This window comes from Candidatus Micropelagos thuwalensis, assembly GCF_000469155.1.
Classification (GTDB): domain Bacteria; phylum Pseudomonadota; class Alphaproteobacteria; order RS24; family RS24; genus Micropelagius; species Micropelagius thuwalensis.
Genome location: NZ_AWXE01000004.1, coordinates 375,269 through 397,265 on the forward strand (window position 1 = coordinate 375,269; position 21,997 = coordinate 397,265).

The 21,997-nt window shown below is 44.7% G+C and carries 19 protein-coding genes; 13 read left to right on the forward strand and 6 right to left on the reverse strand.

Annotated elements, in window-relative coordinates; genetic code table 11:
• The first annotated feature begins 89 nt into the window (after positions 1-89).
• Positions 90-1,250 (forward strand): CaiB/BaiF CoA transferase family protein, encoded by a 1,161-nt coding sequence (locus tag RS24_RS06425; RefSeq protein ID WP_021777386.1) that lies wholly within the window; start codon positions 90-92, stop codon positions 1,248-1,250.
• A gap of 29 nt (positions 1,251-1,279) precedes the next feature.
• A complete protein-coding gene (locus RS24_RS06430; protein ID WP_021777387.1) occupies positions 1,280-2,182 on the forward strand; it encodes a hydroxymethylglutaryl-CoA lyase in 903 nt (300 codons plus the stop codon).
• 71 nt (positions 2,183-2,253) lie between these two features.
• Here RS24_RS06430 and RS24_RS06435 read toward each other — a convergent pair whose 3' ends face one another.
• The 3 genes from RS24_RS06435 to RS24_RS06445 form a co-directional block, all read right to left on the reverse strand.
• Positions 2,254-4,719, reverse strand: a complete 2,466-nt coding sequence (locus tag RS24_RS06435) for a TonB-dependent receptor (protein ID WP_021777388.1) — start codon at positions 4,717-4,719, stop codon at positions 2,254-2,256.
• 404 nt (positions 4,720-5,123) lie between these two features.
• On the reverse strand, positions 5,124-6,026 hold the full coding sequence (locus RS24_RS06440; protein ID WP_021777389.1) for an EamA family transporter: 903 nt from the start codon (positions 6,024-6,026) through the stop codon (positions 5,124-5,126).
• Between the two features lie 43 nt (positions 6,027-6,069).
• Positions 6,070-7,614, reverse strand: coding sequence for a 4-hydroxyphenylacetate 3-hydroxylase family protein (locus tag RS24_RS06445; protein ID WP_021777390.1), 1,545 nt, complete (start codon positions 7,612-7,614; stop codon positions 6,070-6,072).
• 84 nt (positions 7,615-7,698) lie between these two features.
• Between RS24_RS06445 and RS24_RS06450 the strand changes: the two genes are divergently transcribed.
• Positions 7,699-8,889 carry a CaiB/BaiF CoA transferase family protein gene (locus tag RS24_RS06450; protein ID WP_021777391.1) on the forward strand — a complete coding sequence of 397 codons (1,191 nt, stop codon included), beginning with the start codon at positions 7,699-7,701 and terminating at the stop codon, positions 8,887-8,889.
• 20 nt (positions 8,890-8,909) lie between these two features.
• On the opposite strand, the gene RS24_RS06455 is transcribed toward RS24_RS06450, so the two are convergent.
• Both RS24_RS06455 and RS24_RS06460 read right to left on the reverse strand, forming a co-directional pair.
• Complete coding sequence (locus tag RS24_RS06455; RefSeq protein WP_021777392.1) at positions 8,910-9,797, reverse strand: HpcH/HpaI aldolase/citrate lyase family protein; 888 nt, start codon at positions 9,795-9,797, stop codon at positions 8,910-8,912.
• A 2-nt stretch (positions 9,798-9,799) separates the two neighbouring features.
• On the reverse strand, positions 9,800-10,531 hold the full coding sequence (locus RS24_RS06460) for a GntR family transcriptional regulator (protein ID WP_021777393.1): 732 nt from the start codon (positions 10,529-10,531) through the stop codon (positions 9,800-9,802).
• A gap of 115 nt (positions 10,532-10,646) precedes the next feature.
• On the opposite strand from RS24_RS06460, the gene RS24_RS06465 reads away from it, so the two are divergent.
• From RS24_RS06465 to RS24_RS06480, 4 genes are all read left to right on the forward strand, one after another.
• Positions 10,647-12,719 carry a hydantoinase/oxoprolinase family protein gene (locus tag RS24_RS06465; protein ID WP_021777394.1) on the forward strand — a complete coding sequence of 691 codons (2,073 nt, stop codon included), beginning with the start codon at positions 10,647-10,649 and terminating at the stop codon, positions 12,717-12,719.
• A gap of 19 nt (positions 12,720-12,738) precedes the next feature.
• A complete protein-coding gene (locus RS24_RS06470) occupies positions 12,739-14,616 on the forward strand; it encodes a hydantoinase B/oxoprolinase family protein (protein ID WP_021777395.1) in 1,878 nt (625 codons plus the stop codon).
• Positions 14,617-14,683: 67 nt separating this feature from the next.
• Positions 14,684-15,367, forward strand: coding sequence for a Sua5/YciO/YrdC/YwlC family protein (locus tag RS24_RS06475; protein ID WP_021777396.1), 684 nt, complete (start codon positions 14,684-14,686; stop codon positions 15,365-15,367).
• A gap of 90 nt (positions 15,368-15,457) precedes the next feature.
• Entirely contained in the window at positions 15,458-16,828 is a 1,371-nt protein-coding gene (locus tag RS24_RS06480) for an MmgE/PrpD family protein (protein ID WP_021777397.1), read from the forward strand.
• A 14-nt stretch (positions 16,829-16,842) separates the two neighbouring features.
• Here the strand turns inward: RS24_RS06480 and RS24_RS06485 are convergent, their stop codons facing one another.
• Positions 16,843-17,454, reverse strand: a complete 612-nt coding sequence (locus RS24_RS06485; protein ID WP_021777398.1) for a cysteine hydrolase family protein — start codon at positions 17,452-17,454, stop codon at positions 16,843-16,845.
• A 64-nt stretch (positions 17,455-17,518) separates the two neighbouring features.
• Here RS24_RS06485 and RS24_RS06490 point away from each other — a divergent pair, with 64 nt between their 5' ends.
• From RS24_RS06490 to rplU, 6 genes are all read left to right on the forward strand, one after another.
• On the forward strand, positions 17,519-18,193 hold the full coding sequence (locus RS24_RS06490) for a cysteine hydrolase family protein (protein ID WP_021777399.1): 675 nt from the start codon (positions 17,519-17,521) through the stop codon (positions 18,191-18,193).
• 139 nt (positions 18,194-18,332) lie between these two features.
• A complete protein-coding gene (locus RS24_RS06495; RefSeq protein WP_021777400.1) occupies positions 18,333-18,779 on the forward strand; it encodes an arsenate reductase ArsC in 447 nt (148 codons plus the stop codon).
• A 68-nt stretch (positions 18,780-18,847) separates the two neighbouring features.
• Positions 18,848-19,513 carry an aquaporin gene (locus RS24_RS06500; RefSeq protein WP_021777401.1) on the forward strand — a complete coding sequence of 222 codons (666 nt, stop codon included), beginning with the start codon at positions 18,848-18,850 and terminating at the stop codon, positions 19,511-19,513.
• 65 nt (positions 19,514-19,578) lie between these two features.
• A complete protein-coding gene (locus RS24_RS06505) occupies positions 19,579-20,409 on the forward strand; it encodes a UDP-2,3-diacylglucosamine diphosphatase (protein ID WP_021777402.1) in 831 nt (276 codons plus the stop codon).
• Positions 20,410-20,412: 3 nt separating this feature from the next.
• Positions 20,413-21,483, forward strand: a complete 1,071-nt coding sequence (locus RS24_RS06510; protein WP_021777403.1) for a glycosyltransferase family 4 protein — start codon at positions 20,413-20,415, stop codon at positions 21,481-21,483.
• 114 nt (positions 21,484-21,597) lie between these two features.
• On the forward strand, positions 21,598-21,996 hold the full coding sequence (gene rplU / locus RS24_RS06515) for a 50S ribosomal protein L21 (protein ID WP_021777404.1): 399 nt from the start codon (positions 21,598-21,600) through the stop codon (positions 21,994-21,996).
• Position 21,997: the final 1 nt, after the last annotated feature.

Genomic DNA, 21,997 nt, shown 5'->3' on the forward strand with positions numbered 1-21,997 from the left:
TTTTCTGTTATTTACCTCTTTTTCTCTTGCCAAAGACGGCCGGTCAGAGTACCCATTAGATTGTATACAATTTAGTTAGGTTTAAATATATGAAAAAGCCACTAGAAGGCATAAAAATGCTCGATTTAACGCATATGCTCTCCGGGCCATATGGCGCAATGATTATTGCTGACTTGGGAGCTGACACTGTTAAAGTTGAGCCCCCCAAAACAGGCGAAGGCACCCGTCGTCTGCTTGAAAAAGACCCAAATAATTCGATTGACGGCATGGGTGCATATTTTTTTACACTAAACAGAAATAAACGCAGTGTCACACTGGATTTGAAAAGTGAAGAAGGTCTGAGCCAGTTTTATGAGCTCGTGAAAGTTGCTGATGTCGTGATGAATAATTTTTCGGCAGGTGTCACTAAGAAATTAAAAATTGACTATGAAACACTGTCGAAAGTTAATCCACGCATCATCACCTGTACCGTTACCGGTTTTGGTGAGACAGGCCCTGCATGTAAACGTCCAGCGTTTGATCAAATTGCCCAGGCACTTGGCGGTGGCATGTCTATAACAGGTAATAATCCCGAGGATGTAATTCGTGCTGGTATTCCTATTGGAGACCTGGGAGGCGGCATGTTCGCTGTAATGGGTATTCTTGCTGCTATTAATGCTCGTCATACTACCGGCAGAGGCCAACATGTAGATATTTCAATGTTAGACTGCCAGCTTAGCATGATGAATTATATGGCAACGATGCATTCCATGTCAGGTGATATTCCTGGACCGTTGGGCAATTCTCATTTTGTGCATGTGCCTTACAACACCTTTAAAACCAAAACAGACATGATTGTAATTGCGTGTGTCGGAGACCAATTTTGGCCTCCACTATTAGACCTTCTGGACGATGAAGAATTGCGTGATAGTAGATTTGAATTTGCTCCATCAAGATTAAAAGAAAAAGCATATATTGAAGAGCGTATAAATAATGTTTTGATAAATGAAAGAGCTGGATACTGGTTAGAAAAACTTGAAGATAGCCGAATTCCCTGTGCAAGGGTAAATAATGTTTCCCAAGCCATGTCTGACCCACAAATTATAGCACGTAATATGGTCGTTGACCTTAAACACCCATTAAAAGGAAGTGCACAAGTTCCAGGTAATCCAATAAAATTATCTGAAACAAATGAAGACAGTTATTCACCTCCACCTTTACTTGGTGCGCACAATGATGAAGTCTTGAAAGAATGGTTGAATAAAGATTAACAACTGAACAAAATTCGGAGCACCCCAAAATGGATGATAATTTTATTTTTGTTAACGATGTCGGCCCACGTGATGGTTTACAAAATCAAACTATTGATGTTTCCCCTGAAACACGAGTTAAGCTTATTGAAAAACTTCTTGATGCAGGCGTTCCTGGAGTTGAGGTTGCAAGTTTTGTAAGCCCAAAAGCTGTGCCGCGCATGGCAGGTGCGGGAGATATTGTAAGCGAGCTTAAAGATAGTCCAGCAGCTCTTAGTGCGCTGGTGCCTAATTTAAAAGGCTACGAAATGGCCCGAGTTTCCGGTGCAAAAATTATTTCTGTTGTGCCGTCTGCAACTGAAACCATGAACCGAAAAAATATTAATATGGGCTATGAGGACATACTGGCGCTCAGTTGTGATCTTATGCGACGTGCAAAAGATGACGGTATAAAAGGTCAAGCTTATGTCTCGGTGGCGTTTGAGTGTCCTTTTGAGGGGCAAGTATCTCAAGACCGTGTGATGGAGATGACAGAAACCCTGCTGGAGGCTGGGGCTCAAGAAATTATCATTGCCGACACCATCGGTGCTGCGAACCCAGCACAGGTTAAAAGCTTATTTGACCGCCTCACTGCTTCATTCGATAAAGAAATTCTTGCAACACATTTTCATGATACCCGTGCAATGGGACTTGCCAATGCATACGCTGCCATTGAGTGCGGTATCAGAAAATTCGATGCCTCGATTGGTGGTCTTGGTGGTTGTCCATTCGCACCGGGTGCAGCTGGTAACTTAGCTACGGAAGATCTTGTCAGCATGGCGCATCAAATGGGCTTTGAAACAGGCATTGATGAAAAGGCTCTGCTAGAGACTTCGCATTTTGCCGGTGAAATTATCGGACAGCAAATTGGTGGACGCATGGCCGGATGGATGACTTATCAGATGTCAAAATAAACAAACAGTTTCTCAATAAAAAACCCCCGCCGCAAAACGCGACGGGGGTTTAATTTTGTAGATAGTCTGGCTTAGAAACTCAGGCTGGCCTCAACACCGACCAGACGACGTGCGCCCGGTGATACGAAAGAACCGGCAAATTCTGCAGCAGGAATTACCTCAGCTAAAAACTTCTCATCAAATAGGTTTCTAGCATAAGCAGAGACCTTAAGATTACCGTTTGTGATACCTATACGTGCGTTCATTACTCCGTATTCATCACGTTCAGCGATTGAGAAATCACTAGGAGCAAAGCTAGCCCACTGCGATGTTGTAACACCCTGCACAGTATGGAAGACTGTAGGTCCGGTAATTCTATAATCAAAGCGGGCAGTTAGCTCTGAACCATTATTAAGTTCTTTTGAAAAATCCGCGCCAATATTAATAGTATACTCGGAAGTATAGGGTGACTTGTTACCAACTGTTGATGGACGAGCTGAGTTAGAGGTAATTTCACTATCGAGATAGTTCACTGAACCAAACAAAGCTAACTCATCGTTAAGGTCATATTTTAAACTACCCTCTACACCCATAATTTCAACTTCATCAATGTTATTAACAACTCTCAATAGACCAAATGTACCGACGAAAAACTCAAAGAACTGCATATCTTCAACTTCTGTGTAATAACCAGCAAGCTCATAAGTAAGGTCTCCAGTGGTGCCTTTAACACCGAGTTCAAATGCTGTAGATGTTTCTTTCCGATAATTATCAGCAATCGTAACCTCGGAATTCACAGGAACAGCATCAACTAAAGTAGGCCCGTTTACAAGATTATTCGATATAATCTGTGCAGCACCAGAGTTATTGAAACCACCTGACTTGAAACCAATACCTGCATTAGCATAGATATTTGTTTCATCATTAACTGCATAGTTCATAGAAATTTTAGGTTGCAGTTCGTCGTAAGTTTCACTGTCAGAAGGTATTGCAGTTAAAACGCCATCACCATCAACATCCTGACCTGGATTAAGAGCTCCCCCAGTAATTGGGTCAGCAACTAGAGGCACAAGATTATCTACTTCTCGATCTTCTTCATCATATCTAATTGCAAATCCAAGATTTAGGTTTTCTGATGCTTCGTAATCAATGGATGCAAATATAGCCGTAACCTCAGTGGTAAAATCATCATGATACAACTGAGATGTTGGGTTAACTGATGTGGGGCCATTATACAGGCTGTAAAGCACACCCTGCCCGAGATCGGCGCCAAGGCTAACACCAACTTCCCTATCTATATCAAGATAGTAAACTCCAGCTTGCCATTGCAGAGGGCCATCTGAGTTACTAGCCAGTCTTGCCTCAACACTGAAATCTTTTTGATTTCTGACCTGATATTGTGAACCATCACATGTTGTTGGACTGTAAGGTCCATACGGGAGAGCAGCAATTGCAAGTGACCCAGGACTATTTAGTGCAAATGCAGCGTTAGCAGCAGTCGTAGCTGCACATTGTGCGGCTGATTCAGTAGCAGCAGCTGTTCCAGAAACTGCGGCTAAAGAATACCGAGCAAAATCAGCTGAGGTTCCATCGGCCATCAAATCCTGCTCAACTTCATTGTAAAGCATCCAAGCCGTCAAGGTATGATTTTCCATTTCATGATCAACTTTAGCTGATATCTCAACTGTTTCCTGATCATTAGTAGGTATTATATTTCCGTAATAAGCGTCGCCATTTTCTTCAAAATCAATACTATTTACATCTTGAGTAAAGAGTGGACCAAACGCTGGTAACTGGAATGCTGCACGGAAGTTGATCGAAGCACTATCAACTTTTGCATATCGTGCCTTTAAATCCCAAGTAGTTGAGTCTAACTCAACCATCAAACGGGTATCAATTCCGTATTGCTCGGCATTGTCAACGACATCTTGGTTTAGGAACCTATTGGTATAAAATCCATCAGTTTCTGATCTGTTAAATGAAACCACAAAACCAGAGTTAGTTCCCAAAGGACCTGAGAGGTAACCTGAAGCAGTTTGAGTGCCATGCTCTCCAAGACCGACTTTCAACTTACCAGTATATTCATCACTGGGCTTTAAAGTGGAGAGTACAACAGCACCAGCAGCAGCATTGCGTCCGTAAATAGCGCCTTGAGGTCCTTTAAGAATCTCAACCTGGCTCATAGTACCGTGGTTTTGGTTAAGTTGAGCTGTATTTGTTTTCAAAATTCCATCAACCACTAATGCGACAGAACTTTCAGCATCCCTTGCACCATTCATGCCACGAATGTTGATTTGAGTGTCCCCAACTTCTGCAGTACCGGTAACAATGGTAACACCAGGAGTTAGTTGAACAAAATCTTCAGCGATTTGAGCACCAGTTTTTTCCAGAGCATCAGCTGTTAAAACGCTAACTGAAGCAGGAACATCACGAAGGCTCTCTGTTTGACGCCGCGCAGTAACAACGATTTCGTCGATACTTTGAGCACTTAATGGTAAAACTGGCATTACCACAGCCGCAGCACAACCAGACAAGATTAATGTCTTGAAGTTTTTCATTTGAATCCCCCTAAGGATAAAAAGTATACAATTTTTATATCATTTTAGCCTAAGCGGATAATTTACGCATGTAAACTAAAATGGTACAGCCCATTAGTCATAAGTTTATTGTATAAAATATCTAATTCGATATTGAATACAGTCAAATTCTTATAAGTTGTTATTATTAAAAGATTTTCTAACATAATAAAATATTTAATGGTTAAATTTATAAGATGCTAAATAACTTTCATTTCAGAGCTTTAAAAAAATTGTTGTTTTAATACAACACTTTTAACCACTGTTTGAGAAACCGAAATACCAACAAGTGATCAAATCTTGTTTTTTGTTAAATTAATTTGGCCGAGCGAATACATTAGTACATACTAATATGAAATTTTATTTATTTAAATTTAGTAAAAAATTTAGCTTAATAAAATCCAAACAGAAGTGATAATAAAGGCAATTCCTAGTATTTCTGTTTTTCCAATTTGTTCTTTGAAAAACCAGAAACCAAAAGCCATGCTGAAAATAATCTCTACCTGACCCAGCATTCGCACTGGCGCGACACCAATCAGGCTAAAAGCCACAAACCACATAAAGGTGGTTATAGCTGCCACAGTTCCAGCAAAAAATGAGACACGCCAACTGGCTAGACAAGCAAAAAATTCACCTTTACGCCAAATCAACAGAGCGGCTCCCATAATCAGCGTCTGTATTGCTACAGCCAGAAAAGATGTGAGCACAGCCCGATGAAGTACATCTAAGAAGGGTAAGTAATCCATCGCGATACGGAAGAAAACCGAACACCCACCTAGCGCAAGACCGGCAAGCAGACCAAGGGCAACAGAATTTGCCTTTTGTCGCCAATCAGATTCAGCGCTCTCTTTATTTCTGCTTAGAGATATAATGTAGACGCCCAGAAAACTGATTGAAATAGCAATAACGACCTTAATATCTGGTACAAGCGACAATAAAATGAGTTCAAAGAGGGCGGCCTGAATAGCATCGGTTTTGGACAGAGCAATCGAGGTGGCAAAATTTCTTTGTTCAAAGGCTTTGCCGAGAATAATCGTAAAAAGAATTTGAACAATCGCCGCAGGAACTAACCAAACATAAAATTCGACAGGCAAGTGAAGGGCTCGAACATCATAATCCTGGAAGATTAATATCAACAGAAGAAGCGATGCGGGAAAGCCGAAAAGGAAACGCACATAGGCACTGCCATAGAGGCCTAGTTCCTGCCGGTAACGTTTCTGAATAACGGATCTTAATGCTTGTCCAAAAGCCGCCGTGAAAGTGGCGAGGACCCAGAAAATACTCTCCAAAGGAGACTCATCCTTATCTTATTCAGTGCTTTTTTAAAGCACTCTACTCTGCAGCCTTATTATCGGCATTATCAGAAACCAAGTCATCACCATGACAGCCTTTTGCACAACAGCGTCCTGGCTGACGGTCAATCTTCATGCCCTTTCCAAGCTCAAGTGCATTGCGATCAAATAACGCCTGAACAAGGTCGCGTCTTGCCTGAACATCATAGTTTCGTAAAATTTCAAGTTTCATAGCTTCTGGAGACCCGCCGCCATGGAGACTGATAACCGAATACCAACCGCCAGTTTCTGATGCTGTTAAATCCTCAATAAAGCGCGCTACATTTGCTCTATGCTCATAGGTTACATCAGGGTTGCCGCGTAATACATCTTGCAGGACTGCTGCTGTTGTGGGGTTGTGGTCTTCATCTGGGCCAGGGAGGGCTACAACCAAACCACCGGAAAGATCATGCGCCAGACGATGCATGTCATAAATTTGGTTTGCTAGTAAAAGCTTGCCAATGTTGGCATAAATTTGGTCGGGGCGGAAATTACCCGCTTCATCATGAACACCCATCGTAGAGGCGGCGATACCGCAGGCATAAAAACCCTCTGTAATTTTAATTAAATCGACCATTTTTTCGCGCATATGGCCTTTTTTCTCGACATCAAGCCCATTGGCTTCAGACATCATGGCACCTGCCCCAATCAGCAAATCACCAAAACCTGCCCGTGCACCAATACAGCTATGGCGGTGATGCGTGGCGTAATGCGTTGTCATAATATGCGCTTCTTCAGTTTCGCCATCAATAAACACTTTATCGTAAGGCACGAATACATTATCAAAATGCGCAACACCGACTGCTTGAGCAAATTTGGCACTCATTTTGGCTGCAGGATTTTCAGGGCGACCAGCTGGACGCGCTACAATTGTAATGCCTTCCGCATCGACTGGAACGGCGCATGCTAAAGTAAAATCCTTATCGTCTTCCTGCATCCGGCGGCAGGGCATGACCAAAAACTCATGCATATAAGGCGCGCCGGTAATGATGGCTTTCACGCCTGAAATCACAATGCCGTCTTTACGTCGCTCGGTGACGTGAACATAGGCGTCACGAACTTCTTGTTGGGACGGGCGTTTTGACCTATCACCTTTACCGTCTGTCATCGCCACACCGACAGAAAGATCATTTTCCTGGACATGTTGGATATAAGCCAGCAGACGATCATGGTTTTCGCCACCCGTACGCTCGCTAATCCGCCATGTTGCTTCATAAAGCGCGTTAAACGCATCATGTGTCAAATAACGCTGGGCACAACCGGCAAATTGGCAGGTCAGGCGAACAGCTTCGAGTTTTTCAAGCAAATCCTGCCGACTGCGATTAATCGCTAGGAGACGGTTCGTCGTTTCGCCATTGACGCCTTTTGCTGTCATCATATCTTTATAATCATCGACAAGAGCGAAATCATAGGTGATTCCAGTGGCATTCACACCCGGTGCAAAGCCAGGTTCATCGGCTACTGACTCCACCAGTTTACCACCTAAATAGACTTTTGGAGATAAGCGGCGGAGAGATTCTCTGTATTCTTCAGATGTCATGAGCATAGCATCACCTTTACGTTTGAATTTTTAACATAGTTCAGTTATAGAAAACAGTCCAGCATATAGTCTGGACAATTGGAGAATATAATGACGCAAGCTCAAACAGATGAAAATATCCGCCCGGCCCCCGGCGCGCTCAACGGCTTAAAAGTCCTGGATTTGGCAACTTTTATAGCTGGCCCTTATTGCGCGACATTTCTGGCAGAATTTGGCGCAGACGTTGTCAAAGTTGAACTCCCTGGCTCAGGCGATCCGGTAAGAAAATTCGGAACCCCTACCGAATGCGGGGATACGCTGGTCTGGATGAGCGAAGGCAGAAACAAAAGATCGATTGAGTTAGATTTACGTTCTCCTGAAGGGGCGGATACACTTAAAAAACTTGCCGCTGAAGCAGATGTTTTGTGTGAAAATTTTCAAGTCGGCACCCTTGAAAAATGGGGGCTTGGCGCTGATGTCCTGCAAGAAATAAACCCTGGCCTGATTATTGCGCGAATAACCGCATATGGGCAGACTGGTCCTTATCGAAATCGACCTGGCTTTGGACGTATTGCTAATGCATTTAGTGGTATATCATACCTGTGCGGCGAACCGGACGCCCCACCCGCCTCGCCTGGTACTGCAACCTTGTCAGATTACATGTCGGGTGTTTATGCAGCATTAGGCGTTCTTGTCGCCCTGCAATCTCGCGAAAAAACAGGAAGCGGACAAATTGTCGACGTCGGCCTTTACGAAAGTGTTTTCAGAATTCTTGACGAGTTAGCGCCAGCTTATGCCTACAAAGATTTTGTACGCGAACGGATGGGCGCGGGAACAGTCAATGCTGTACCGCATAGTCATTACCCGTCCAAAGACAGATTGTGGGTGGCGATTGCGTGTACGAATGACAAAATTTTTAATCGCCTCGCCAACTTAATGGATAGAAATGACGTCACCGGTGACGGCATTTATGGGACAATCGCAATGCGCGAAGCGAAACGCGCTGAGGTGGATGCTTTTGTAACGAACTGGACAACAGGCTTAACCCGCGATGAAATTCTGAAAGCCTGTGAAGGCGCCGAAGTACCCTGCGGCCCAGTTTATTCTATCGAGGAAATTTTCAACGACCCACAATATAAAGCGCGTGAAAATCTCGTCGAAATAAACGATCCCCGCCTTGGCTCTATAACACTACCAAATGTCTGCCCCCGCCTCACCGAGACACCTGGTCAAATTAGCTGGGCAGGTCGTGCATTGGGTGCAGATACGCAAGATGTTTTAAAAGACTGGCTCGGCGAATAGCTGCCAATTAGGATGGCGTTCTAGCCGTAAGTTTGTGCGAGCCGCCTAATGGCATACGCTTTTTCGACAATCGGATAATCAATAAAATAACCATCGACCTGAATGGAAGCAGATCCTGCCGCCTCGGCAGCCTCAAAAGCAGAGATAATTTTTTCCGCACGTTCAATCTCCGCTGTGTCCGGCATAAAGCCCTGATTCACAGAAGGCACCTGCTTAGGATGAATACATAATTTACCCTGGAAGCCGTATTTTACTCCGGTTTTGACAGACTCTTCAAAACTATCTTCATCTTTGAGATCGATGTGAACAGTGTCAATTGGTGGTTCCAAACCTGCATCACGTGCGATTAAAATCATGTGACCACGCACATAGGAAAGCTCACCCTCATCCGCACTCCACTTAATACCAACATCACGCGTAAAGTCACCGGCACCAAAAGAGAAGCGCTTCATTCTGCCGGGTTTTTTGCAAAGAGACTCAAGGTTTTTCATGCCCTTGGCGGTTTCGATAATGGGCATAAGATCAATACGACCCGGTGGCAATTCGCGTTCTTTTTCATATTCCGTTATTGCCCAGTCAACTGCAAAAAGTTCTTCAGGGTTTTCAAGCTTTGGCAACACAATGCCATCCAGCCATGGGCCGATAACTGTATCTAAATCGCGGAAGCAATAGGGCGTATCAATCGCATTGACCCGAACATACCCTTTGCCATCATGCGGCTTTTTCAAAACATCAATTACAGTTTGTCTTGCTTCGACTTTATCAGCATCCGCACAGGCATCCTCAAGATCAAGAATGACAGCGTCAGCACCATAAGTAAAAACCTTGGCCAACTTGTCAGGATGATTTCCAGGCACGAATAGAAAACTTCGAATCCCTGTGAATGGTCGCAGATTATCTTGGGACATTCTTATCTCCTGTAACTCATATTAAAAGAATAGGTAAATCTGCTGGCTGGATGTTCACTAACCGATACTTCGAATAGACGCCCTCCCGCATCCCGGTAACGCCTGACAATTATGATTGAAGAACTCCCAGCTTCTACATTCAATCTTGACGCACGTTCTTTGCCAAGGCTGCCTGCCATAATTTCAGCATTTATTTCATTTGCCCGTAGCCCAAAATTTTCTTCAATGATTTTAAATACCGGTCGATCAGGTTTATTCACATCTTTTAGTGAGAGATTGATTTCTTTGGGAACATAAATATCAGTGATACAAAATGGCGTTTTATCCTGCGTAACCCTGAGGCCTTCCAATCGCGTCCATTCTGTCCCGGGCGTGGTTTTTAAAAAATTTGCGAGTGAAATATCAGCTTCTATTGAACTGGATTTGGTCATATGCAAGACCGTGTCCTGCGGATATTGAAACAACTCCTCAAAACCCTTGATTTCTTGGACGATAAGTTCAACAGGCTTGTCGGATAAAAGAATAGTTCCGCGTCGCCTATGTCGGCTAATCATACCCATTTTTTCAATTTCTCTGAGTGCGGCTCTAATAGTAAAACGACTAACATTAAAGCTTTCAGACATGGCCTGTTCGGAGGGAAGTTGTTGTCCTAACTCATAATGACCACTTGTGATCTGGCTAACAAGTATATCGGAAATTTCCGAATATCTGGCTTTGTAAGTTTTTTTTTGCATTTAAATAACAATCTAGCTTGATTTATTGGTCTGTATCATTGATGCTATTATTGTTAAACAAGCATTCAGAATATTACTAGTAGAAAATATCCTTTAACACTTGGGGGAATAAAAAATGTTTAAAGTAGGAGTTGATGTAGGTGGAACTTTCACTGACGTATTGTTGGTCGATACAAAATCATCAAGTTTTTTTACATCCAAAGTACCATCAACACCTGAGGACAGTTCCAAAGGCGTTTTGAACGGTATTAAGAAAGCCTGTGACTTGGCCAATGTAGATATGGCAGATATTGAGGTCATCACACACGGAACAACGGTCGCAACCAATGCTATTTTGACCGGGAGAGGCGCAAAAGTTGGTCTTGTAACAACAAAAGGATATGGACAGGTTCTGCAGATTGCGCGCTCTTATGTGCCGGGCGGTCTAGGTGGCTGGCTCTATTATCAAAAGACTCCTCCGCTTGCTCCATTGGAATATACAATTGAAGCTGATGAGCGTATGGGCGCTGATGGTGTGGTTGTTCAGAATCTCGACGAGGATGCTCTCAGAACCTCACTGGAAGGTTTAAAAACAAAAAATATTGAAGCCCTGACAATTTGTCTCATCAACAGCTTCTCAAATGATGCCCACGAACGTCGCATCAGAGAGATTGCCAGCGAGGTCATGCCGGATATTCCTGCATCAATCTCAAGTGAAGTTATTCCTGAACTTCAAGAATATGAAAGAACGATTACCACAGTTGCCAATTCTTATGTGCGTCCTGAGGTTGAAAAATATATATCTAATCTCGAAGCTGAATTTGGTGAAAAAATGAATGGCGCGAGCTTGTCGATCCTGAGATCCGACGGTGGTCTTGCAACCGCCCCTTCAGCGGCCAATTTTCCGGTGAACCTCCTTATGAGTGGTCCGGCTGGTGGCGTTTCAGGCGCGATCTGGGTTGGTGAACAGGCTGGCATTAATAATGTCATAACCTTTGATATGGGTGGCACATCCACAGATGTGGCGCTGATTGAAAACGGTCAGGCCCTTGTCCGCCGTGAAACAACTGTAGGTGATGTGACTGTCCGCGCCAGTGCGTTGGATGTGCGCTCTATCGGTGCCGGCGGCGGTTCAATCGCCCACGTACCAGAATTAACCAAAGCTCTGCGTGTCGGCCCTGAATCTGCCGGCGCTGTCCCCGGGCCTGCGGCTTATGATAAGGGCGGTGAAAACCCGACGGTTACCGATGCCAATGTCGTCCTCGGCTATCTGCCTGAAAACCAGAAGCTCGGCGGCGACATGAATATTCGTAAAGATTTAGCCGAAAAAGCTGTTCAGAAAGTTGCTGATGCGTTGGGATTGACTGTTAACGAAGCCGCTGAAGGTATTGTCAAAATCGTCAATGAGCGCATGTTTGGAGCCGTTCGTCTTGTATCGATTGAAAAAGGGTATGACCCTCGTGACTTCTCCTTGATGGCGTTTGGTGGTGCTGGACCTCTGCATGCCAATGCACTTGGTGAGTTGACGCAATCATGGCCTGTTATAGTACCGCCAGGTCCAGGCATTCTTTGCGCATATGGTGATGCGACAACACGTTTGAGAAACGAAGCGTCAAAAACCATCATCGTTAATATGAAAAATGCTGATGGCGGTAAAATCGCTAACGATCTTAGTGAATTAGCGCAAAGTGCTGGAGACGGCCTGACTATTTCCGGTAATAATGATGCCGTTAACCTCGATCCGAAAACTCTGGAATATCGTTATGAGATAGATATCAGATATTCCGGTCAGGGTCTGGTACTTACCGTGCCCGTGTCTCTGGACGATGTAAAAGCCGGCAAATTTGAAGCCGTCGCTCAAGATTTCGACGAGATGCACGAACAACTTTTCACATTCCGTCTGGATGCTGAAAAAGAATTCGTCAATTTACGCGCTATCGTTCTCGGCCCGCCATCGGATGTTGAATTATCCGACTCGGGCGAAGCGTCGTCCGGATCGGTTGATGACGCGATTATTATGGATCATGAAATTTTCCATAATGGGGAAATGCATAAAGCGAAAGTTTATGACCGCGCCAAACTTGACCCCGGGCACATTGTTAACGGCCCAGCCGTGATCACTGAAATGGACTCAACAACAGTTGTGTTCCCTGGCCATGAAGCCAAAGTTGACAGCCGTCGCAATTTGTTGCTGTCACCTAAATCCTGAAAATTGGGAGATTAATATCATGCATGAGAAAATTCTCGAGACAAACAAAACCCCTTACAACCGGTTAGATGTTGACCCCATCACACTGGATATTATCGAAAACGCGCTTCGTAATACGCGTGAACAGATGGATGCAACACTTTTCCGCACAGCCATGTCACCGGGCATTCGTGAACAGGGCGACGCCTTTCCGATGATTGCCAATGTCGATGGCAAAATGGTTGTTGGACAATTCGGTTCGTTTATTCACGGCTTCATGGAAGCTTTTGAAGGCGTCATTGAAGAAGGCGATATGATCTTCACCAACGACCCTTATAGCTGTGGCGGTGCGGTGAGTCACTTGAATGACTATCTTGTCATTAAACCGGTTTATAAAGATGGTCGCCACCTCTGCTGGGCGGCGCATTTTGGTCACATGACCGATATTGGCGGTCGTGCACCAGGTTCATTGCCGAACGAAGCTCGTGAGATTTTTGAAGAAGGTGTGGCTGTGCCACCCGTCAAGATTTTCAGAAAAGGCGAATTACAAGACGATATTATTAAAATTGTTCTGCGTAACTCGCGTATGCCGCATTGGAACGAAGGTGACTTCAAAGGCGTTATTGCCGCCTGTAACATTGCAGAACGTCGTTGCATTGAAATGGCCGAACGTTTTGGTGATGATGTTTTTTATTCTGCACTTGACGAATTGCTGGAACGGAATTGCCGCGCCATGCAAAAACTAATCATGGAAACAGTGCCAGAGGAGGTTCAAACCTTCGAAGATTACATTTGTGATGATGCGCTGGGATCCGGGCCATATAAAATCAAATGCTCAATGTGGCGTGAAGGCGAAAAAGTCATTTTCGACTTTGACGGAACCGACCCTCAAAGTCCCGGCTCGATTAACTTCCTGCTGAATGAGGAAATGTTCAAGATGTTCTGCGGTACATTTATGATTTCCGCATTTGATCCACAAATTCTCTTCAATGACGGTTTTTACGACTATATGGATGTCCGCATCCCTGAGGGGTCTTTGCTGAAACCAACACGTCCAGCAGCACTTTCATGCCGGACACATGCACTGGGACGTATCTTTGATGTTCTCAGTGGGTTGCTTGGTCAAGGAAATCCTGACTTCCTTTGTGGTGCCGGGTTCTCTGACAGTCCGCACTTCATGTATTCCGGTTATGATAAAAATGGCGAATGGTATCAGCTTTACCAAATTGGTTTTGGTGGTATTCCGGCAAGGCCAATTGGTGACGGGCCTGATGGCCATTCACTATGGCCAGGCTTTAAAAACGTGCCTAACGAGTTTCTTGAGGCCTATTTCCCGCTTCGCATTGAAACCTATGAGTCAATTACAGACTCAGGCGGTGCTGGATATAACCGGGGTGGAAACGGCATTCGCATGGGTTACAGATTCCTTGAGGATGGAGAAATCTCAATTCATGATGACCGTTGGTTAACCTACCCATGGGGCGTTAACGGCGCTAATCCTGGCTGGCGTAGTACAAAAGAATTGGTGCGTGCTACCGGTGAAACAGAAATGCTTCCGTCAAAATGTGACCGTTTTGAAGTGAAAAGCGGTGACATTCTCTACTTCAACACATGGGGTGGCGGCGGTGTCGGCGACCCGCTAACAAGAGAAACAGAGCGCGTCCTGAAAGATGTAAACTCAGGTCTTGTCAGTCTGGAAGCCGCAAATGACATTTATGGTGTGGTTATCTCAAATGGTGCCGTTGATGAAGCCGCTACGGAAAAATTGAGAGCTGAAAAAGCAGCTAATAAGTCCGAGGCTAAACTGTTTAACTTTGGCGATGAACTCGAAGAACTTCGATCCAACTGCCTCAAAGAAACAGGTCTGGAGCCACCTGCAGCACCAGATTTTTCAAAAAGCCGCATGGCCGCTGAATAACATTAAACCCACATTGTCGTGTAAGCGGCAATGTGGGTTTTACACATTTTCATAGAGGGAATTTATTATGGGCGTTTTAGCTATTGAGAAAGACGCAAAGCAGGCCTTTGACGTCATTATGGGCGGCGGCACTTGTATTCTACCAATGGATGTTGGCTATGCTTTCTTGGGCAAGGGGCTTGACCCTGTTATGCATATTTTCAATACCAAGCAGCGTGCAAATACGAAATATAATGCACTTATCGGAAATATGGACCACCATCGCTCCTTACATGAATGCACAAGCCGGGGGCGCGAAATCGTTTCCGCTATTGTTGAAGACTATGATTTGCCATTGGGCATCATCGCGCCCTGTAATCCTGAACATGAGTTGTTTGGTACGATTGAAGAAGAGCTTTATACGCGCAGCACGGTAGACAATACACTTGCCATGCTTACAAATGCCGGACGATTTCATGCAGAAATTACACGTCTTTCTTTCGAAGCCGGTCAACTTTTCTTTGGTTCATCCGCCAATGTTTCAACAACTGGCACACGCTTCCGTGTTGAAGATATTCAAGATGAGATTAAAGACGCCGCAGACTTTATCGTGAATTACGGCCCTGTGAAATATACCCATCAGGGCATGTCCTCGACTCTTTTAAATGTCGAAACTCTAGAGGTGGTTCGTTTTGGCTGTTGCTACGAGAACATCAGCGACATTCTAAAACGGCATTTCAATATTGATTTACCACCCAGACCACCCGAATAGAGCATGGCAAATATCGCCCTGCTGAATTGATGCAAACCGATTAAAGCACAATCATGCGCGTTTACCGCAATTTATGAGTGAGAGATAATTATGTCTGAAGCAACCCGTATTATATCGGAATTCTGTGAAAACATTACCTATGAGGATATCCCTCAGGAGGTCATTGACCGCACCAAGCTTCTTCTTCTGGATACGATTGGCATTATTGTCCGCGCCCGGCATGACAGCGAGTCGACAGATAGTTTACTCGCGGGTATCGACAAGCTTGGCCTGACAAACGGCAATTGCAGCGTTTTTGGTGACACCCAAAATTATGCCCCCGCAGCAGCGGCCCTCATTAATGGCACGCTGGCCCATTCGCTCGATTTCGATGACACACATGCCGAAGCTTCGGTTCATGCCAGCGCTCCAATTATTCCAGCAGCGATTGCCGCCGCGCAATTAACGGGCGCTTCTGGTCGTGAGCTTTTGACCGCTTGTGTCGTTGGTTACGAAACCCATATCCGCTTAGGCGAGGCAGTTGGTGCAGCTGACCATTATGAGCGTGGCTTTCACCCGTCGGCAACATGCGGGATTTTTGCTGCCGCTGCTGCTGCCGGTAAAATTCTCAAGCTCACTGGGGAGCAGTTTAGATATGCTTTTGGTATCGCGCTTAGTCAGTCTGCTGGCTCCATGCAATTTTTAACGGATGGTGCCTGGACAAAAAGACTGCATGTCGGTCAGGCCTCCCAAAATGGGTTGATGGCCGCTTTCTATGCCCATGAAGGTTTCAAAGGACCTGAAGAGGCCTTTGAAGGCAAATGGGGCTTTTTTAACAGCTACAGCAGTGTCGCCAATCATGATCGGGCAACAGAAGGTCTCGGCAAAAGTTGGAAGACAATGACACTGGGTGTAAAGCCCTACCCGTCTTGCCGTTACAGCCATGCCGCGATTGACGGGATTCTAGATATTCTTGATGAAAACAATCTCAACGCACACAGCGGTATTAAAATCGATGTCGGTCTTTCCAAAAGAGGTTATGGCATTATCGGCAATCCGCTAGATCAAAAACAACAGCCCAAAAGTATTGTGGATGGTCAATTCTCCATGCCTTTCAGTGCCGCTGTTGCTTTTAAAAAGCAGGGATTGGTCTGGGATGATTACCGAGAATGTCTTGACGATAATGAAACACTGGAACTCTGCAAAAATATCAATGTTTATATTGATGAAGAAGCCGAGTCTTTTAGCCCTGAAAATATGAGCGCCAAGGTTAAAATCCATGCTGGTGAGGACAGCTATGAACGCTTTGTCCAAATTCCAAAGGGCGAGCCAGAAAACTTCATGTCCGGCGATGAATTTTTATTTAAGTTTAACAGCCTGTGCGCACCCTATATGACGGATGGCGATATGGCACGGCTTTCGGATAGTATTCTGACTCTTGAAAGCCGGAACAATATCGCTGAAGCTCTTTTTTCCGCTTAAGGCTTAAGTCAGGCTTAACTTAAAGCTGAAATGATTTCCGAACATGTCATGATGTCGGCATACCGTCTGCCAACATCTCTGATGTTGTCCGCATGCGCATCCGCATCCTGATCGCCACAACAATCTTCGGCAACAATAGTTCTGTAGCCATATGAGAAACTGTCAATCACAGAAGCGCGGATACATCCGCTTGTCGTACATCCGGTTATGATCGTTGTGTCAATATTATGCTTAGTCAACCATGTAAGTAGCGGGGTCAAGAAGAATATGGACGGTGCGGATTTAATGAATTCAAAATGATTATCCGGATCCGAAAGGCGCGGATCAATTTCTGTAAATTTATGCCCATGGAAAAACCCACCTTCGAAAAGCGGCGCAACCTTCCAATAAGACATTTCTTCAGGCCCACTCCAACTTGTCCGGCAGGAGGCAATAGGCATATCTACGCTTCTCGCAAATTTCACAAGTTTCACGGTTTTATCAACCGCTGCATTTACATGCGACGACCCACCGATCTGGCTGGACGAGTCGGTAAACCCGTTTTGAAAATCAACAATCAAAAGCGCACATTTCTCGCCTATGCCGATATTGTACGATCCATAACCTGCTTTATCAAAATTACTCATCCTATCCCCCATTAATTACCATTATCATATTGAAAGTCCGGACTATTGTCATTAATTTGTAAGCATGACCCAACCAACTTTTATTGATGCATTCACACAACCCATAGAAATTAACCCATCTTCAACAGCGCTTATCGTTGTTGACATGCAAAACGCCACAGGCAACCGAAATATGGGGCTTGGCAAATTGCTTGCAGAAAGCGGTAAAGCCGAGCAAGCCGGCTACAGGTTTGACCGCATCGAACAATTACTTGTGCCAAATATTCAAAAACTTCTTGCCGCCTTTCGGGATAATGACTGGCCGGTCATTTACGTTACTTACGGCGCCGAAACACCCGACGCGCATGATGTACCTCAGCATTTGAAGCCAATCGTCACCGCAACAAATAATATCGAAGGCCAGCAGGAACATGAAATCGTAGCCGATTTAACACCGTTACCCAATGAGCCGGTACTTAACAAAACCACCATGGGTGCTTTTTGTTCCACCAAAATCGACACGGTGCTGCGTGCCACCGGTGTGGACACGCTCGTCTGCGTTGGTGTTTCGACAAATAATTGTGTCGGTATGACCGCCATGGAAGCTTGTGACCTACAATATAAGGTTATTGTTGTGAGCGATGCCACAGGCACGGATAGTCAGGAAATGCAAGACAGCACCTTGAGCATGCTCGGGCGATTATGGGCGCGGATTATGACCACGGATGAAGTTATCTCCACCGTCAATAGCTCGCCGTAAAATCAAAAAACCTATTCTCTGAAACAGTTTCGTAACAATTCGGTCATAAGACTTTTGACAGTTTGGTCTCATTGCATTTAATGAATCAACCGTTTTGCGCCTGTATATAGGCGCTCAGAGCAATTTGAATGGCGTATCCATGAAGCATATTCTTTTTTTATGTACTGGAAATAGTTGCAGATCCATTCTGGCTGAGGCCTATGTTAACCATCAATATAAGAATGTCTGGCAAGCTCATAGCGCCGGAAGCACCCCGACTGGGGCTGTTCATCCAATGGCTCTGGACGTGTTAAAAGGCCGAGATATTTCAGTAGATGGTTATCACTCCAAAAACTGGGATGTTTTCGGTTTGCAAAGTGGCAAGATTCCTATGGTAGAAATGGATTATATTGTCACAGTTTGTGACAATGCCGCTGGGGAAGCCTGTCCTGTTTGGCCAGGACATCCGGCGACCCATCACTGGCCCTTCCCTGATCCTGCAAAATTTTCTGGAGACAAGGCATCCACTCGAGAATATTTCGAGGATGTTTGCGACATGATTATCCGTAAAATTGACGATGAATTAACAACCAGGTTGAAAAGCTAAAGCCGGGTTTCAAATTAAAGCCGGGTTTCAAATTAAAGCCGGGTTTCAAATTAAAGAAAGCCATAATAATGATTTTTGATGTGCGTAAACTTGCCAGCGAATTTATCGGCACCCTTTTTCTGGTTGCCACAGTTATCGGTTCAGGAATCATGGCCGAGTCACTTGCTGAAGGTAATGCGGCAGTGGCTTTACTCGGCAACACGCTTGCCACCGCAGGCATACTTTATGTGCTGATAACCTGTTTAGGGCCGATTTCAGGTGCTCATTTTAATCCGGCAGTCAGTTTTGTATTTTGGCTTAAAAGGGAACTCAGCACAGCTCGTTGTGCACTATATATTATCTTTCAGTGCTTAGGGGCCATCGCGGGGGTGATACTTGCCCATGCTATGTTTGACCAAAGCTTGATTCAGACCGGTGTCAAAATTCGATTTGGAAGCAATATATGGCTCTCAGAGAGTATCGCGACTTTTGGTCTTGTCGCTACGATACTGACAGGTCTAAGGCATAAACCCGAAAGTGTCCCCAGTCTGGTCAGTCTTTATATCACGGCAGGTTACTGGTTCACCTCATCAACGAGTTTTGCCAATCCGGCAGTAACATTGGGGCGAAGCTTTACGGATAGCTTTTCAGGCATCAGGCTGGTTGACATGCCCTTTTTCGTCATTTCTCAATTTTTAGGCGCGGCCTTTGCTTATTATCTGGTGAGGAAATTATTATCGACGAATAGAAGCTAACAAACGCTTACATTTAACCCTCGACTTGTCACAATTTTGTAATCGAATCCAACTATGAGATAGGCATGGTTGATTCGCGTTTGTCTTTTGTAAATAACGACCAAATTGGACCGGCTAAATATCGCACAATTTGGATCTCTGATATTCACCTCGGTACTGCAGGGTGCAAAGCAGCAAGTCTGCTTGATTTTCTCAAACGCACTGAAGCTGACACAATTTATCTTGTCGGCGATATTATTGACGGCTGGCGTCTTAAAAAGAAATTTTTCTGGCCTCAGACCCATAATGATGTGATTCAAAAAATTCTTAGGAAAGCACGTAAAGGAGCGCGTGTTGTTTATGTGCCTGGTAATCATGATGAGGCGGCGCGTCAGTTTGTCGATATGAAATTTGGCGATATCGAAATTCTTGATGAAGCTATCCACGAAACTGTCGATGGAAAGCGTCTCTGGGTCGTTCATGGCGACAAGTTTGATGGCATTATGCAACATGCGCGCTGGGTCGCTCATTTAGGAGATATTGCCTATACAACTCTTCTGATCGTTAATAACTATCTCAACTCATTAAGGCGGTTGTTAAAAATGCCTTATTGGTCGCTTTCACAATATCTTAAGCATAAAGTTAAAGGCGCCATTTCATTTATTAGCACTTATGAAAAAGTGATGGTCACGCAAACCAAACGTAAAGGCTGCGACGGGGTCGTGTGCGGGCATATTCATAAGGCTGAAATTCGTGACATTGATGGCATTCTTTATGCCAATGATGGAGATTGGGTGGAGTCCCTGTCAGCCTTGGTCGAGCATTATGATGGTCGTCTCGAAATTATCTATTGGGATCACATCGTAGAAATTCTGCCTGACGATGAAGACCTACCGGAAACGGCACTGGCCAGTTAAATTATGAAAATTCTTATCATTACCGACGCTTGGTTCCCTCAGGTAAATGGAGTGGTTCGCACATTGTTTAAAACCCGTGAGTGCCTTATTGCCGCCGGACACGATGTCGAGATGATCACCCCGGAGCCTTTTTTCTCCGTTCCTTTACCCAGTTATCCTGAAATACGTATTGCCCCTTTTGCAAACTCTGCCATACGGAAAAAAATCAGGGACTATGAGCCTGATGCGCTTCATATCGCAACAGAAGGGCCTCTTGGCCTCGCCGCCCGTCGCTATGCAGTTAAAATAAATATGCCTTTCACAACCGCCTATCACACACGGTTTCCGGAATATGTTAAAGCCCGAACAGGCATCCCGCTGAGTGTTAGTTATGCATTCTTGCGTTGGTTTCATAAAAAATCAGAAAGAGTCATGGTGCCAACCCCTGCTGTAATCACGGCTTTAAAGGATTGGCGGATCGGCAATCCTGTTTTATGGCCACGCGGCGTAGATTTAGACCTTTTTAGCCCGGGAAAAGCCACATTTCCGAGTAAGAAAAACCCTGTATATCTCTCGATTGGCAGGGTTGCAGTTGAAAAAAATTTAGAAGCATTTCTCTCGCTTGATTTGGAAGGTGAAAAATGGGTGGTCGGTGATGGCCCTGATTTGGAATCGCTTAAGAAAAAATACCCAGATGTTACCTTTTTCGGCATGAAATCAATGGAAGAACTGCCGGATTATTACCGATCTGCAGATGTTTTTGTTTTTCCCAGCAAAACCGATACATTCGGTCTCGTTATGCTCGAAGCAATGGGATGCGGATTACCGGTTGCGGCTTATCCAGTAGATGGTCCGATTGATGTGTTAGGAAACACCAAATCTGCGGTCATGGACAATGATTTAAAAAAGGCTTGTGAGTCGGCATTACATATTTCCAGGAAATCAGCTCGAAAATATGCGGAAAACTTCAGCTGGCAGAGCGCAACAGAGATTTTTGCCTCCCATCTTGAAACCCGTTTAAAAAATTCAACAGCACCTCGCCCCAAAAAAAGCAGTGAAAATAAAATAGATTACAAGGTTTCGGCTCAATCATAATGACGCCAGAAAACCCTTAATCCCGCTTGACTTGGCAAGTTGGAAATGTATATTGCGCCATTAACTGTGCGATTAAGTATCGCGCAGTGTTTTGCCTATTTAAGGATGTATATCATGTATGCCGTAATACGGTCCGGTGGGAAACAATACCGGGTAGTTAAAGATGATGTTTTGGAACTGGAACGCCTTGACGGTGAATCCGGCGACAAAATCAAGCTGGATGAAGTTTTGATGATTGGTGAGGCCGGTAAATCTCCAACAATTGGAGATCCTCTTGTAAAGGGTGCCAGCGTTACGCTTGAAGTCCTCGATCAGGTTCGTGGCGATAAAATCGATGTGATTAAATTCAAACGACGTCAGAATTACCACCGTCAACTCGGTCACAAACAGCATCTTACAAAGGTAAAAATTGCGGCGATTAGTAAATCAGCAAGCAAGGCTAAAGCAAAGGCGAAAGCTGCTGACGAAGCCCCTTCTGAATCCGCATCCGACGCACAAGCTGATAAGGAGTAAT